Origin of the sequence: Ensifer sp. 4252 (assembly GCF_050434565.1) — a bacterium.
Taxonomy (GTDB): Bacteria; Pseudomonadota; Alphaproteobacteria; order Rhizobiales; family Rhizobiaceae; genus Ensifer.
Genome location: NZ_JBNDIU010000005.1, coordinates 205,370 through 219,932, shown reverse-complemented (window position 1 = coordinate 219,932; position 14,563 = coordinate 205,370). Strand labels below are relative to the sequence as shown.

Annotated in this window: 12 protein-coding genes and 1 pseudogene; 8 read left to right on the top strand and 5 right to left on the bottom strand. The window is 62.5% G+C overall.

Annotated elements, in window-relative coordinates; all coding sequences use genetic code 11:
- The first annotated feature begins 124 nt into the window (after positions 1-124).
- The gene (locus tag ABIE33_RS14190; protein WP_429125906.1) at positions 125-1,132 is read left to right on the top strand and encodes an alpha/beta hydrolase; all 1,008 of its coding nucleotides are present in this window, start codon (positions 125-127) and stop codon (positions 1,130-1,132) included.
- A 98-nt stretch (positions 1,133-1,230) separates the two neighbouring features.
- Here ABIE33_RS14190 and ABIE33_RS14185 read toward each other — a convergent pair whose 3' ends face one another.
- The 3 genes from ABIE33_RS14185 to ABIE33_RS14175 form a co-directional block, all read right to left on the bottom strand.
- A complete protein-coding gene (locus ABIE33_RS14185; RefSeq protein WP_429125904.1) occupies positions 1,231-1,791 on the bottom strand; it encodes a type 1 glutamine amidotransferase domain-containing protein in 561 nt (186 codons plus the stop codon).
- Between the two features lie 125 nt (positions 1,792-1,916).
- Positions 1,917-2,345, bottom strand: coding sequence for a hypothetical protein (locus ABIE33_RS14180; RefSeq protein ID WP_429125902.1), 429 nt, complete (start codon positions 2,343-2,345; stop codon positions 1,917-1,919).
- A gap of 431 nt (positions 2,346-2,776) precedes the next feature.
- Positions 2,777-3,658: a helix-turn-helix domain-containing protein gene (locus ABIE33_RS14175; protein ID WP_429125901.1), complete on the bottom strand. Its 882-nt coding sequence runs from the start codon at positions 3,656-3,658 to the stop codon at positions 2,777-2,779.
- 95 nt (positions 3,659-3,753) lie between these two features.
- On the opposite strand from ABIE33_RS14175, the gene ABIE33_RS14170 reads away from it, so the two are divergent.
- A complete protein-coding gene (locus ABIE33_RS14170; RefSeq protein WP_429125899.1) occupies positions 3,754-5,316 on the top strand; it encodes a 4-hydroxyphenylacetate 3-hydroxylase N-terminal domain-containing protein in 1,563 nt (520 codons plus the stop codon).
- A 10-nt stretch (positions 5,317-5,326) separates the two neighbouring features.
- Positions 5,327-5,839, top strand: coding sequence for a flavin reductase (locus ABIE33_RS14165; protein ID WP_429125897.1), 513 nt, complete (start codon positions 5,327-5,329; stop codon positions 5,837-5,839).
- A 77-nt stretch (positions 5,840-5,916) separates the two neighbouring features.
- Here the strand turns inward: ABIE33_RS14165 and ABIE33_RS14160 are convergent, their stop codons facing one another.
- Both ABIE33_RS14160 and ABIE33_RS14155 read right to left on the bottom strand, forming a co-directional pair.
- Positions 5,917-7,395, bottom strand: a complete 1,479-nt coding sequence (locus ABIE33_RS14160) for an aldehyde dehydrogenase (RefSeq protein ID WP_429125895.1) — start codon at positions 7,393-7,395, stop codon at positions 5,917-5,919.
- A 59-nt stretch (positions 7,396-7,454) separates the two neighbouring features.
- On the bottom strand, positions 7,455-8,906 hold the full coding sequence (locus tag ABIE33_RS14155) for an APC family permease (protein WP_429125893.1): 1,452 nt from the start codon (positions 8,904-8,906) through the stop codon (positions 7,455-7,457).
- A 307-nt stretch (positions 8,907-9,213) separates the two neighbouring features.
- Between ABIE33_RS14155 and ABIE33_RS14150 the strand changes: the two genes are divergently transcribed.
- The 5 genes and pseudogenes from ABIE33_RS14150 to ABIE33_RS14130 all read left to right on the top strand — a co-directional run bounded on the left by ABIE33_RS14150 (position 9,214) and on the right by ABIE33_RS14130 (position 14,556).
- Positions 9,214-9,996, top strand: coding sequence for an IclR family transcriptional regulator (locus tag ABIE33_RS14150; RefSeq protein WP_429125892.1), 783 nt, complete (start codon positions 9,214-9,216; stop codon positions 9,994-9,996).
- Positions 9,996-11,250 (top strand): annotated as a pseudogene (locus tag ABIE33_RS14145) (Tm-1-like ATP-binding domain-containing protein). The gene ABIE33_RS14150 and the pseudogene ABIE33_RS14145 overlap by 1 nt, the downstream one beginning before the upstream one ends.
- On the top strand, positions 11,247-11,894 hold the full coding sequence (locus ABIE33_RS14140) for an HAD family hydrolase (RefSeq protein WP_429125890.1): 648 nt from the start codon (positions 11,247-11,249) through the stop codon (positions 11,892-11,894). Before ABIE33_RS14145 ends, ABIE33_RS14140 begins: the two are co-directional and overlap by 4 nt.
- An 18-nt stretch (positions 11,895-11,912) precedes the next feature.
- Positions 11,913-13,271, top strand: coding sequence for an aspartate aminotransferase family protein (locus tag ABIE33_RS14135; RefSeq protein WP_429125888.1), 1,359 nt, complete (start codon positions 11,913-11,915; stop codon positions 13,269-13,271).
- A gap of 1 nt (position 13,272) precedes the next feature.
- The gene (locus tag ABIE33_RS14130) at positions 13,273-14,556 is read left to right on the top strand and encodes an aspartate aminotransferase family protein (protein WP_429125886.1); all 1,284 of its coding nucleotides are present in this window, start codon (positions 13,273-13,275) and stop codon (positions 14,554-14,556) included.
- The last annotated feature ends 7 nt before the right edge of the window (positions 14,557-14,563 follow it).

Sequence of the window (14,563 nt, the reverse complement as noted above, 5' to 3'; positions counted from 1 at the left end):
TTCGAATTGCCGACAGCCTCTCGATGTTCCGATCGGCTCTTGCCGAAAAGAGAGCCTTACCGACCAAACCGGTGGCCCACTTCAGCTTCGAAGGATACAACCGGCGAGCGTCCAGGAGGAAAGCATGCAGAAGTCAGATTATCCCAGGGGCTCGGTGTCCCGTCTCAGCATCGACAGCGATGTTCTTAAAGGCAACAGGCTCGGGGATCCAAGCCGCCGCGACGTAGACGTCTATATCCCGGCAAACCATGATGGCGCCGGCCTGCCGTTGCTCGTCGATCTCGTCGGCTTTACCGCGGGCGGCCCGCTGCACACCGCCTGGAAAGCCTTCTTCGAGAACGTCCCGGAACGCCTGGACCGGCTGATTGCGACCGGGCAGATGCCGCCGGTGGTCGTCGCCTTTCCCGATTGCTTCACCTCGCTCGGTGGCAACCAATATGTCAACAGCACGGTCGTCGGCCGCTGGGAAGATTTCCTCATCGACGAGCTGCTTCCGGTAGTCGAAACCCGCTTTGACTGCGGGGGCACCGGGCGACGCGGCGTTTTTGGAAAAAGCTCGGGCGGCTACGGCGCGTTTTCGCATGCCTTCCGACGGCCCGACATCTGGGCTGCGGCTGCAAGCCACTCCGGAGACGCAGGCTTCGACTTGATGGCAGCCGACTTCCCCATGGTCCTGCGCGCCCTTGCGCGGCATGATCTCTCAATCGAAAGCTGGTTTCGAGCCTACGAGGCGCGGCAGAAACATAAAGATGAGGACATCCCTGTCCTCCTCGTCCTCGCCCAGGCAGCAAGCTACGATCCCGATCCCAACCTCAACGCCTTCAAGGGGTTGCGGCTTCCGGTCGATCTGGAAACCTGCGTGTTGATCGACGATCGCTGGAAGAACTGGATGGCGTGCGATCCCGTTGAGCTGGCGAAAACCCATGGGCACAACATCGGCAAGCTCAAGGCCTTCTACATGGATTGCGGCACATTGGATCAGTACAATCTGCTCTATGGCAATCGCCGCATCCACCGGACGCTGAAGCAACTCGGCATCGAACACACCTATGAGGAATTCGAGGACAACCACAATTCGGTCGACTACCGCATGGATGTCAGCCTGCCATTTCTTGCGAAGGCTCTGCAGTAACGGATGAAGACACGGCCGGCCGAAAGCTCCCCTCCGCCGGCCGCAGCCCGATCATTGACATCACGATATAACCGCTCGGTCATCCAACTCCGCCTGGCTCAAGCAGCACGGCGGTCGTGGCGCCCCTCTTCGATCTCCTCGACGATCTTGGCGACGAAGGCTTCGAGATCATCAGGCGAGCGCGAGGTAATAATGCCGTGGTCGCAGACGACCTTGGCATCGACCCATTGCGCGCCGGCATTTTCCACATCCTTGCGGATCGAGACATAAGATGTCGCCTTGCGCCCCTTCAATGCGTCGACTTCGACCAGAAGCCACGGGGCATGGCAGATCGCCGCCACCACCCTACCCGACTCCACGAAATCGGTGACGACGCGCATCGCATCCGGGTCCTTCCTCAACAGGTCAGGATTGATCTGCCCGCCGGGAAGCACAAGCGCATCGAAATCACGCACGAAAACGTCCTTCGCGATCAGGTCGGCGTCAACGGTATCGCCCCAATCGCCCTTGTCCCAACTCTTGATGGCACGTTTTTCCGGCGATGCGACGGTCACTTTCGCGCCGCGTTTTGTCAGTTCATCGCGTGGCACCCGCAGTTCCGAACGCTCGTAGCCGTCGGTTGCGAGGATGAGAATTCTGGCTGTGTCGATCGATGGCATGGCGAAGTCCTTTCCTGGATTGTGAGCCCGGAGGAAAAACCGGCGGCAGATGGAATGGTTCCCTCATGGGGACTGCCGGGAGCAAGCGAGGGTTGCTTGGATGCTACGCCCCTCGGCAAACGCCTTCACGGTGTCAGCAACCAGAACACCAATCCGCAAAGAAGGATGAAAAGGGCGATCAACCTGGCGAAGCGCTGCATACCGTGGGTCGTGTCGTCGCCAAGGATAGAGTTCCAAAGCGAGCCGCCTGTGGCATCGACGTCGGCGGTTGACGCAAATGCCGGCTCGGATCTTGCCGCACTGTAATCGTGAGGACGCGGCTGGCGGTTCACCGTTGTCGCTTCGTCAACATAAATCCCGGCGCTTACAATCTGTCCATCGCCTGCATCGGCCACCTGGGCTTCGCGCAACACCCGATCGTCGGGCTCCGGCCGGCCGAGCAGCGCATCGAGCCAGGCACGGCGCGCCTGGGATGTCGCCGCGTGACGTGGCCATTGTGCAGTGGGCAACAGCATTGCGGAGGAACGTTTGCTTTTCGGATGACGGAGTGACATTTCGAGGCCTCCCGCAAGAACAATACACCAGAAGCGTATTTGTTCCACCACAGCGAAGCTCGCCGCCGAGAAACGCGCAGGGCCGCGGACCAGACGTCTCGCGACCTCTCGCCGCTGATTATCGGCGACGTCCCACAGGACTGCCGACACGGCCCTTTCGCCTGGGAAAGCGCTGAACTGAAATGGAAAAGGCGCTCGACCCTTGACGGGGAGCGCCCTTTCTTGACCCGGACAACGTCAAACGCGCGGGCATTGCCGCTGCAGGACGCTATCGATACGGGTAGTGATGCCGTAAATAGTCAGGATCCTCGGCTTTTCAAGGCCTTTTCGGCGTTATCCCGGATATTGTTTGGTCGGCCCGACAAGACGCGACTTTCGCGTCGTCACTCGGAGCCATCCTTTCGTCCGTAAACCCAAGTCCTCTGTCGCATTCAGGATGGCGCAACCGCTTCTGCCAGCTTGAGCCGCCGCCAGTCGCTCGGCGCCATGCCGGTGCGAAGGCGGAAGAAGCGGGAGAAATAGGCCGCATCCCTCAGGCCGATCTCATAGGCGATATCCTCGAGCGAGCGCACCGTGAAGAGCAGCAGACGTTTGGCCTCCAGCAGCCGTCGCTCGTTAATCAGTTCCTTCACCTGCATCCCGAACGCGGCATGGCTGGCCTTGGCCAGCAGATGCGGCGTGCTCGCCAGCACATCCGTGTAGCGCCCGACACTCCAGTTCTCGCGGAAATGTGCGTCGATCAAACGCCGCAACTGCGTTGCAAGCATCATGTCGGGCGATTGCGAAGGTGACGGCGCCAGCGAGGCAAGGCGGGCGATCTGCGTCAGGATTGCCGATGCGAGCGATGCCATCATCGACTGGGTGCCAAATGCACCCATCTCGTACTCCTCCGCAATCATATCCATCAGCTGCGAAAGTCGTTGCCATTGCCTGTCGTCACTTGTGCCGGCGACCATGATCGGCGCATCGATCGCCAGGGCGGTTCTCTCCCGTATGGACAGCATCAAACCGTCGGCGATCGAGATCACGAAGGCATCGCTTTCCAGCGGCTCGACGGAAAAACCGTGCACGATACCGCTTGGCACGAAACTGACGGCGGGTGCAGAAAAGTCCAAAACCCTGTCTTCGATGAAATAGGATCCCCGACCGCGAAACCAGTATGTCACCTGTGCGAGCTGGTCATGCTTGTGCGCCTTGACCTGGCCCTGATGCAGGCCACGTCGCGCCATCACCGTCTCGACATGGAAAAACCCTGGCTCAAGCGGCTGCTCCGGTTCGCCGTAGACAAAGAAGCTTGGAATGATGTCGGCCATGAGCCACCCGAAAAAGTGCAAGTCATTTTGTCATTCTGTCCATGGCAGCCTCGACAATCAATGCCTAGTCTTGACGAAACTCAAGGAGGAGAACCATGAGAGCTGAGGACTTTCGTGCCGACAAGGCGCGCCCGTTTACCGGAGCCGAATATCTCGAGAGCCTGCGTGACGGTCGCGAGGTCTATATCAACGGTGAGCGCATCGCCGATGTGACCACGCACCCGGCCATGCGCAATTCCGCACGATCGCTGGCGAGACTCTACGACGCTCTGCACGACCCCACCAGGAAAGAGGCCCTGACCGCCCCCACCGACACCGGTTCCGGCGGCTACACGCACAAATACTTCCGCGTCGCTCGATCGTCTGTCGATCTCGTTGCCCAGCAGGGCGCCATCGCCGAATGGGCGCGCATGTCCTATGGCTGGATGGGGCGCACGGCCGACTACAAGGCGGCGCTGATGAACACGCTCGGCGCCAATGCATCCTGGTACGGCCCGTTCAAGGACAATGCGCTCGCCTGGCACAAACGCGCCCAGGAGGCGGCGCTGTTCATGAACCACGCGATCGTCAATCCGCCGATCGACCGGCACAAGCCCGCCGATGCGGTCAAGGACGTGTTCGTCCACATCACCAAGGAAACCGATGCCGGCATCTATGTCTCGGGCGCCAAGGTGGTCGCCACCTCGTCGGCGCTGACGCACTATAATTTCCTCGCCCAGAGTTCGGCGACCGTGACCGAGGATCCGTCGCTCTCGGTGATGTTCATCGTTCCGATGAATGCGCCTGGCATCAAGATGTTCTGCCGCGTTTCCTACGAGCAGACGGCCAACACGGTCGGCCACCCCTTCGACTACCCCCTGTCGTCGCGCTTCGACGAGAACGATGCCATTCTGGTGCTCGACAATGTCTTCGTGCCCTGGGAAGACGTGCTTGTCCTGCGTGATGCGGCCAAGATCCTTTCGTTTCATCCGGCATCGGGTTTCATGCACGGCTACTGCTTCCAGGGTTGCACCCGCTTTGCCGTCAAGCTCGACTTCCTCGCCGGACTGCTTGCCAAGGCGCTGCGGGCAACCGGCGGCGACGCCTTCCGCGGCAACCAGGCAGCACTCGGCGAAGTCATCGCGCTCCGGCACATGTTCTGGAGCTTCTCCAATGCCATGGCATACAACCCCATTCCCTGGACCGATGGCGCCGTTCTGCCCAATCTCGAGGCCGCTCTCTCCTATCGGACGTTCATGTCGGAAGCCTATCCGCGGGTGATCGACACCATTCGTCGGGTCGTCGCCTCGGGCCTCATCTATCTGCCGTCTTCCGCCAAGGATTTCGGCAATGGCGAAATCGACCGTTACCTCGCGCAATATGTCCGCGGCTCCAACGACATGGGCCATATCGCGCGCATCAAGATCATGAAGCTGCTGTGGGACGCAACCGGCACCGAGTTCGGCGGCCGTCATGCGCTCTATGAGCTCAACTATGCCGGCGCGCCAGAGGAGGTCCGGCTGCAGGTGCTGAAGGGCGCCGAGCGCGGCGGACGCCTGAAGGAAATGGAGGCCCTCGTCGACACATGCATGAGCGACTACGACCAGCATGGCTGGATCGGCGACACCTGGCTGCCGCCGCTTGGCGCCGAAGCGCCGATCCGCAATGCGGCCGAGTGAGGCGATTGGCATGGAAACGGCTGTCTCCAAGACCGAATTCCGCAATGCGATGGCGCGGGTCTGCGCGCCCGTCAATGTCGTGACAACCAACGGACCCGCCGGCCGCGGCGGGTTCACCGCAACGGCGATGTGCTCGGTCACCGACGACCCGCCGAGCCTGCTCGTCTGCATGAACCGGAACTCCGCGCAATGCGGCCTGTTCATCGAGAACCGGCGCTTCTGCGTCAACGTGCTCAGCCACCACCACACCGAGCTTGCCGGCCATTTCGCCGGCGCCACCAAGGATATGGCGGCGCGCTACGCCGCCGCCGACTGGGTCGAGATGAGATCAGGAAGTCTCGCGGTGCAGGATGCGATCGTTTCGCTTGATTGCGAGCTGGCGGAAGCAAGATTGCTCGGCACCCACCACATCCTGATCGGGCGCGTCGTCGGCATAAGGTCGCGCAGCGACGGCAACGCGCTTCTCTACTTCGACCGCAACTACGTGCACGTGCCGACACAGCTCGGAAGCTTCGGCGGATAGGTCGCGAGCGATAGAAACGAAACGGGCCGGAGTTCACCTCCGGCCCGTTTCGTTTTGATGGCGATTGCTCGCTGCCATCAGAGCTGGATCCAGGCGGTCTTGAGATCAGTATACTTTTCGAGCGCATGCAGTGACTTGTCGTGGCCATTGCCCGACTGCTTCACCCCGCCAAGCGGCACCGTGTTGTCGGCGCCGCCGTAAGTGTTGACATGCACGACGCCCGCCCGAATGGAGCGCACCATCCGATGCGCCCGAGACAGATTGGCGGTCCAGACGGCCGAAGCAAGCCCGTATTCGGTGCCGTTGGCGATGCGGAGCGCGTCTGCCTCGTCGTCGAAGGGGATAATCGACAGGATAGGGCCGAAGACCTCTTCCTTGGCGAGCGCCATGCCGGGCTCGACGTCGAAGATCGTCGGCTGCATGTAGAAGCCGCCCGTCTCTGCGAAGATGCGCTTGCCGCCCGTTCTCAGCCGCGCGCCCTCCGTTAACGCCTGCTCGGCGAAATCGAGGTTCTTCTCGAGCTGGATTTCACTTGAGACCGCGCCGGCTTCGGTTGTCAACAGCAGCGGATCGCCGAGCTTGATGCCGGCAGCGATCGCTGCAACCTTTTCGGCAAAGGTTTCGCGGATCGATCGCTCCACCAGCAGGCGCGAGCCGGCGACACAGACCTGGCCGGAGTTGCGGAAGATGCCATAGGCTGAGATTTTGGCAGCCTGATCGAGATCCGGGGCATCGGCAAAGACGATGTTGGGTGACTTGCCGCCCAACTCCAGATAGACGCGCTTGAGGTTGGAGCGCGCCGAATACTCGAGCAGCCGGCGGCCAACACCGCCCGAACCGGTAAAGGCGAGCACGTCGATATCGGCATGGAGACCGATCGCCTCCCCGGTGACCGCCCCTCTGCCCGTCACGACATTCAGCACGCCCTCCGGCAGGCCGGCTTCGGCACAGAGTTCGGCAAGGCGCAGCAGGGTCAGCGACGCGCCCTCGGCAGGCTTCAGGACGACCGAATTACCGGCGGCAAGCGCCGGCGCGATCTTCCATGCGCCGATCATCAGCGGAAAATTCCAGGGCACGATGGCGGCGGCGACGCCGACCGGCTCGCGATGAATGAGGCCGAGCACGTTGCCGGCGGTCGGTGCGATCTCGCCATAGACCTTGTCGATCGCCTCGGCATAATAGCGAAAGGTGCCTGCAGCACTTCCCGGCTCTGCCTTCAGCGCCATCGAAATCTCGGTGCCATTGTCGCGCACGCCGAGAACGGCAAGCTCGAGAGCGTTCTTCTCGATGAGTTCGGCGACGCGCAGAAGCACGTTCTTGCGCTCCGCCGGTGCCGCCTTCGACCAGGTGCCTTTTTCGAAGGCCGCCCGGGCGGCAAGCACAGCGGCATCGACGTCATCGACATCAGCATCGGCGATGGTCGTCAGCTGCGTGCCGTCGATCGGCGAGATGACATCGAGCGTCCTGCCGGACCGGGCTTCGCGCCAATCGCCGCCAATGAAGAGCTTTTGCGGCGGCACCACATCGCGGCGCAACTGGTCGATTTTTTCCTGCATGTTTCCCGTTCCATGTGTCAGGCGGAGGAGCGGCCGATTGCTCGGCCGCTCCTATCGGATCAGATCTCCTGGCCGGCGCCAAGCCGGGCGAATTCGAGCGGGCGGCCCGATCTGAGCATCGCTGCCAAGACCAAGCCGATGACGCCGGCAATCACGACAAGTCCCGGCAGGAAAACAGCAAGCAGACCGGTAGCCCCGGCGAGGTCGCCGAAGTTGATTGTTATCGCGATGATCACCGCAATCAGGATGAGACCGGTGATGACCGGGATGATCTTGGTCACGAGCGTATTTGATTCCAGTCCCGGATTGCGATTGAAGAAGGCAACGATGGCAAAGGCGGTAAACGCCATCAGCACCATGACGGCAAGCGTGCCGACATTGGTGAGCCACGAGAACAACGCCAGCACCGGATCTCGTCCGGTTACTGCAAACAGCGCGACGACGAGGGCCGCGGTAATCGTCTGGATGACGGAGCCGGCATGCGGGCTATGGTAGACCGGATGGGTAACGCCGATCGAAGCCGGTAGCAGGCGCTCGCGGCCGGCGACATAGAGATATCGGGCGACGCCATTGTGGAACGCCAGCACACCGGCAAACAGGCTGGTGACGAAGAGCACGTTCATGATCGGCGGCAGCCAACCACCGGCATAGCGCTCGGCCAGACCGAAGAGGAAGGTGGTCGGATCGGCCAGACCCTGCAGTTCCGGCACCAGCTTGTCGGCACCGGCCGCGTTCACCATCAGCCAGGATGTCAGCATGTAGAACACACCGATGATCAGCACGGAGATATAGGTCGCGCGGGGCACGGTCCGGTGCGGATCGCGGGCTTCCTCGCTGTAGATCGTCGTCGCCTCGAAGCCGATGAAGGCGGCAAAGCAGAACAGGATGCCGATCGAGGGTGACCCGGATATCAGGGCCGAAGGCGTAAACGACGTCATCGTCAGGCCGCTGTCGCCGCCCTTGGCGATGATCGCGACGTCGATGACGAGGACGACGAGATATTCGAGAATGACGAGGACCGTCAGCACTTTCGCCGACAGGTCGACACGGCGGTAGCCGAGAACGCCGACGATGGCGATACCGATAAAGGTCCAGACCCACCACGGCAGGTCGATCCCGAGTCCGGCAAAAAGCCCCGCTGTTGCCGCACCGAACAGGCCGAAGACGCCGATCTGCATGGCGTTGTAAGCAAGGATGGCAATCATCGCGGCGGCACCGCCCATCAACCCGCCCAGCCCTTGCGCGGTATAGGCGTAGAATGCGCCGGCGTTGCGGATATGCCGCGCCATGGCGACGTAGCCGATCGAGAACATCAACAGGATCAGCGTGACCAGCAGAAACGTGCCGGGAATGCCGGCGCCGTTGCCGAGCAGCATTGCGAGCGGCACGCCGCCGGCAACCGCCGTCAGCGGCGCTGCGGCCGATACCACGAGAAATGTAACAGCACCGACCCCGAGCGCGTTCTTGCGCAACTGGTTCGCGCCGGTTGCGGGCGACGATTGATTGTCCATAGCTTCTTAGCTCCCCTTTTCTTGGCAATTCTTGCCTTTTGCCTCAGGCCATCTCTCCAAAGGCATCCTCCGCGAAGCTGCTGCGGACCGCGTTGTTTTTTGTTCTTGGCCGCGCGCAATAATCGGTTCAATATTCAAACCGTTGCTTCAAATATAGACTTGCAAATGGCACGGCGACCTGTCAAGTTATTTCGCATGTTAAGTATCTCGGCCAGATAAATACGCGATACGGGCGGTTGAACCGCCTGGAAATCAAGGGAACAGGCATCGGGATCACTAGCGGCGGCGCTCGACGACGGAGGACTGGATGAGCACCATCGGTAAGGCACTGACCCTCTTGGACGCGATCTCGCGACTGGACAGGGAAGTGGGCTTGAGCGACATCGCCAGGCATTGCGCGCTCGACAAGGCGACTGCGCGACGCTTTCTCGTCGAGCTCGAAAGACATGGTTTCGTCGAACAGGATCCGGACACCAGGCGTTATCGCATCGGCGGCGCGCCGGTGCGGCTTGCTCGCATCCGCGAGGCGCGCTTTCCTTTTCTCAGTGTCGCCATTCCCTTCGTGAAGGAGCTCGCCAGCATATCCGGCGAGACCGTCCACCTCTCCGAATTCGTCGCCGGCCGGCTTTCGACCGTTCACGTGGAAGATTCGCCGCGGGCGCACCGGGTTATCGTCGACATCGGCAGCGCACTGCCTTTCCATGCTACCGCGTCGGGCCACGCTTTCCTCGCCTTTTGCCCGCCAAGGCAGGTTGAAGACGTGCTGTCAGCACCGCTTGAAGCCTTCACCGAGCACACGATCACATCGAGGACGGAGCTTCGCCGTTTGCTCACCGAGACGGCACACCGCGGCTATTCGATCAGCCAGCAGGGTCTCGAAAGCGGGGTCATCAGTGTCGCCGCCCCGATCCGCGCGCCCCACAGCGTGCCGATCGGCGCGATTGCTGTCGCCGCACCGCAGGTGCGCGCGAATGCCGAGACGATCGAGACACTCGGGCAGGCAACGGCAGCGATCGCCAAACGCATTTCTGAGAAGTTCTTTGGGTTGGAGCAGGCGCCGGCCGATCCGCTGGCAAGAAGGGCCGGCTGATGAGTGCGATGAACCGCCCACCCAACATCCTCGTCGTCGGAACGGGCGACACCAAATGCGAGGAACTGCAATTCATGGCGTCGGTCATCCGCGAGGCAGGCGGCCTGCCTGTGATGATGGATGTTAGCGTTCTCGGTGATCCGCCCTATGCGCCGGAATATTCCCGTCACGATATCGCCGAGGCGGCCGGCACATCGATCGCAGCGATTGCCGCAAGCGGCGACGAAAACAGCGCCATGGAGTTGATGGCCAGAGGTGCCGCCGTTCTTACCCGCAGCCTCTACGATGCGGGCCAAGCCGATGGCGTCATCATCCTCGGCGGCTCGATGGGCACGGACCTGGCTCTGGACGTCGCGGCGTCCCTGCCGCTCGGCGTGCCGAAATTCGTCGTCTCGACCATCGCCTACTCGCACCTGCTGCCGCCTGAGCGCATCGCGCCCGATCTGATGATGATCCTTTGGGCGGGCGGGCTATACGGCCTGAACGGCATTTGCCGATCGGTGCTTTCCCAGGCCAGCGGCGCCGTCGTCGGGGCGGCCCGCTTCGGCACCAGGCCGGACAAGGATCGTCCGCTGATCGGCATGACCTCACTCGGGTCGAGCTGCCTCAAATATATGAAATACCTGAAGCCCGAGCTGGAACGGCGCGGCTATGACGTTGCCGTGTTTCATGCCACCGGCATGGGCGGCCGTGCCTTCGAGGCGATCGCCGCGCAGAACGGCTTTTACCGCCGTCTTCGACTTCTGCATCCAGGAAGTCAGCAACCACCACCACGGCACGGTCGTCACCTCCGGTCCTGACCGGCTGGAAAACGCCGGCCGCGCCGGAATTCCGCAGCTTGTCGCACCGGGAGCGATCGACATGGTCGACCTGCCCGCATGGCAGGCTCTGCCTACGGCCCTTGCCGATCGGCCCTATCATGCCCACAACCGGCTGCTCGGCTCGGTGACGACATCGCCGGAGGGCCGGCGGGAGATTGCCCGGATCATCGGCGGCAAGCTCGCCGACACCAGCGCGGAGGTCGCCTTCATCCTGCCGCTCAAGGGCATCCAGGAATGGGACCAACTGGGCGAGCCGCTGCACGAGCCGGAGGCGCTTGATGCCTTCATCGACGAGATGCGCCGCGCCGTACCACCGTCCGTCCATCTTCACGAAATCGACAGCCACATCAACGCACCGGAGTTTTCCGCCAAGGCGCTCGCCATCTTCGACGACTGGATCGCCCGCGGTGTGATCCCGGGAGGCCGCCCGTGACGGATCGCGCCCTCATCCTCGACTTTGGCGGCGTTGTCACCCGCACGCTGTTTGAAACCCACGATATCACCGAGCGGGCGCTAGGCCTTCCCCCAGGCAGCCTGACCTGGCTCGGTCCGTTCGATCCCACGACCGATCCGCTCTGGGTGTCGATGCAAAGGCGCGAGATCACCGAGCGCGACTACTGGACGGAGCGCACGCGCGAAGTCGGGCGTCTTGTCGGCGAAGACTGGACAGATATGAAGACCTTCGTCCAGCGCGCCCGCGGCGCCGAGCCGGAACTGGTGCTGCGCCCGGAAGCGCGCGACGCGATCCTGCGGGCCAAGGACGCCGGCATCAGGCTCGCCATTCTCTCCAACGAACTCGACCTCTTCTACGGCATCGAATTCCGCCAACGCTTCCCGCTGATCGAGCTTTTCGACGTCATCGTCGATGCCACCTACACCGGCGTCCTGAAACCAGACCCGGGCGCATACGAACTCGTGCTTGCCGAACTCGGCTTGCCTCGAGAGGCCAGCGTCTTCGTCGACGACCAGAAGAAGAACATCGAGGGCGCCGAGGCCGTGTCGCTGCCCAACGTGCATTTCGATGTCGCCAGACCCGCCGAAAGCTACGCCAGAGCCCTCCGGATGCTCGGCATTTGAACTGACCAGGAGCAAGACATGCGCGAAACCAACTTCCTCATCGAGAACAACGCCCGCCACCTGTGGCATCCGATGGCACACCCCGCCGAAATGCACGCGACTCCGCCGCGCATCATCAATGCCGGCGAGGGTGTGGAGATCGTCGACATCCACGGCAAGAAAGTGCTCGATGCGGTCGGCGGCCTCTGGAACGTCAATCTCGGCTATTCCTGCGAGCCGGTGAAAAAGGCGATCCGCGACCAGCTCGACGACCTGCCCTACTACTCGACCTTCCGCGGCACCACCAATTCGCCGCTGATCGAGCTTTCCTATGAACTCGCCGAATGGTTCAAGGAGGATGGCCTCAGTCGCTCGTTCTTCACCTCGGGCGGATCGGATTCGGTCGAGACCTGCCTCCGCCTCACGCGCCAGTACCACAAGCTCAACGGCCAGCCGGAGCGCACGAAATTCGTCGCGCTGAAGAAGGGCTATCACGGCACCCATTTCGGCGGCGCTTCCGTCAACGGCAATTCCAACTTCCGCCGCAACTACGAGCCGCTGCTGCCGGGCGTCTACCACCTGCCCGCCCCCTACACCTACCGCAACCCGTTCGCGACAGCGGACGGCGCCGAAATCGCCAGGGGCATTGCCCGCCTGTTCGAGGACGAGATCGCCTTCCAGGGCGCCGACACCATCGCCGCGCTGATCATGGAGCCGGTGCTCGGCGCCGGCGGCGTGATCGTGCCGCACGAGACCTTCATGCCGCTGATGCGCGAGATCTGCGATCGTCACGGCATTCTGCTGATTGCCGACGAGGTGATCACCGCCTTCGGCCGCACCGGCGCCTGGACCGGTTCGCGTCTCTGGGGCGTCAAACCGGACCTGATGTCGACCGCCAAGGCGATCACCAACGGCTATTATCCCTTCGGCGCCGTGATGATCTCGGACAAGGTTGCCGAGGCTTTCGAAAGCAACAGGACCGCTGCCGGCTCCATCGGCCATGGTTACACCTATTCCGGTCACCCGGTCGGCGCCGCCGCCGCCCTTGCCACGCTCAAGGAAACGAAACGCCTCAACGTCGCCGCCAATGCTGGGGCGCGCGGCGACGAGCTGATGGCCGGACTGCTGGCGCTGAAAGCCAGACACGACCTCATCGGCGATGTGCGCGGCAAGGGCCTGATGTGCGCGCTCGAGCTTGTATCCGATCGCGAGAAGAAGTCGCCCGCCGCCAAGGACGTGGTGCAGAAGGTCCAGGACGCGGCCTACGAGGCCGGTGTCATTGTGCGCACATCCGGCCCGAACGTAATCCTGTCACCGCCACTCGTCATCACCGCCGCTGATGTGACGCGGATTCTTGCGGCTCTCGACGCTGGCTTGAGCGCTGCCGGGGGCAAGTGACATGACCGACAGGGCAGCGTTGCTGGCACGTCGCGAACGGCTGCTCGGCAGGAACATGTCGCTGTTTTACAGCGACCCGGTCCATATCATCAGGGGCGAAGGTGTTTGGCTCTTTGACGCCGACGGCAGGCGCTATCTCGACTGCTACAACAATGTGCCGCATGTCGGCCATTGCCATCCGCGCGTGATCGAGGCGATCACCCGGCAGGCATCGACGCTGAACACCCACACGCGTTATCTGCACGAGGGGATCCTCGACTATGTCGAGCGCCTGACGGCAACATTTGACCCTAGTCTCGACACGGCCATCCTCACCTGCACCGGCAGCGAGGCCAACGACATTGCGCTGCGGATGGCCCAGGCCGTCACCGGCAAGACCGGGGTCATCGCCACCGATCACACCTATCACGGCAACACCGCAGCTGTTTCCCAGCTTTCCACCCGGATGCCTCCGGTCGGCGGCTTCGGCGGCCATGTGCGCCACGTGCCGGCGCCCGACAGCTACCGGCCGCTCGGCGGTGAAGGCGGCGCCGCGTTCTCGATCGCATTTGCGACCGAAGTGGAAAAGGCGATCGCCGATCTGCAGGCGAGCCCCTTTGGTTTTTCCGCCCTGATCATCGATCCGTTCTTCGCCAATGAGGGCTTTCCCGATCTGCCGCCGGGTTTCCTCGACAGGACCGTTGCGGCCGTGCGGAGAGCCGGTGGCGTGGTGATTGCCGACGAGGTTCAACCCGGCTTCGGCCGCACAGGTCAGCACATGTGGGGCCACCAGAAGGCCGGAGTCGTCCCCGATATCGTCACCCTGGGTAAGCCTATGGGCAACGGTCACCCGATCGGCGGCGTCGTTGCCGGCAGCGATACGCTCAATGCCCTCCGCAAGGCGTTCCGCTACTTCAACACCTTCGGCGGCAATCCCGTGTCCTGCGCCGCGGCAATGGCCGTACTCGACGTCATCGACGACGAGAAGCTGATCGACAACGCCCGCGATATCGGCGCTTATGCCAGGACAGGCCTCGACAGGCTCAGGCACAAGCACGACATCATCGGCGACGTGCGCGGCAGCGGCTTGTTCTTCGGCGCGGAGCTTGTGCTCGACCGGGATAAAAAGACCCCGGCCGCCGACCTCGCCACAAAGGTCATCAACGACATGCGCGAGCATGGCGTGCTGATGGGCAAGCTCGGCATTCATCAATGCGCGACGAAGATCCGTCCGCCGATGCCGTTTTCCAAAGAGAATGCCGACCTGATGCTGTCGACCCTCGACGACGTTTTGTCGGGCCTGTGAGCACGCC

Bases quoted from the DNA above. Each gene is read 5' to 3' on its own strand.
- ABIE33_RS14155 (WP_429125893.1), bottom strand. From the start codon at position 8,906: ATGGACAATCAATCGTCGCCCGCAACCGGCGCGAACCAGTTGCGCAAG.
- ABIE33_RS14160 (WP_429125895.1), bottom strand. From the start codon at position 7,395: ATGCAGGAAAAAATCGACCAGTTGCGCCGCGATGTGGTGCCGCCGCAA.
- ABIE33_RS14150 (WP_429125892.1), top strand. From the start codon at position 9,214: ATGAGCACCATCGGTAAGGCACTGACCCTCTTGGACGCGATCTCGCGA.
- ABIE33_RS14180 (WP_429125902.1), bottom strand. From the start codon at position 2,345: ATGTCACTCCGTCATCCGAAAAGCAAACGTTCCTCCGCAATGCTGTTG.
- ABIE33_RS14185 (WP_429125904.1), bottom strand. From the start codon at position 1,791: ATGCCATCGATCGACACAGCCAGAATTCTCATCCTCGCAACCGACGGC.
- ABIE33_RS14165 (WP_429125897.1), top strand. From the start codon at position 5,327: ATGGAAACGGCTGTCTCCAAGACCGAATTCCGCAATGCGATGGCGCGG.
- ABIE33_RS14170 (WP_429125899.1), top strand. From the start codon at position 3,754: ATGAGAGCTGAGGACTTTCGTGCCGACAAGGCGCGCCCGTTTACCGGA.
- ABIE33_RS14135 (WP_429125888.1), top strand. From the start codon at position 11,913: ATGCGCGAAACCAACTTCCTCATCGAGAACAACGCCCGCCACCTGTGG.
- ABIE33_RS14130 (WP_429125886.1), top strand. From the start codon at position 13,273: ATGACCGACAGGGCAGCGTTGCTGGCACGTCGCGAACGGCTGCTCGGC.
- ABIE33_RS14190 (WP_429125906.1), top strand. From the start codon at position 125: ATGCAGAAGTCAGATTATCCCAGGGGCTCGGTGTCCCGTCTCAGCATC.
- ABIE33_RS14175 (WP_429125901.1), bottom strand. From the start codon at position 3,658: ATGGCCGACATCATTCCAAGCTTCTTTGTCTACGGCGAACCGGAGCAG.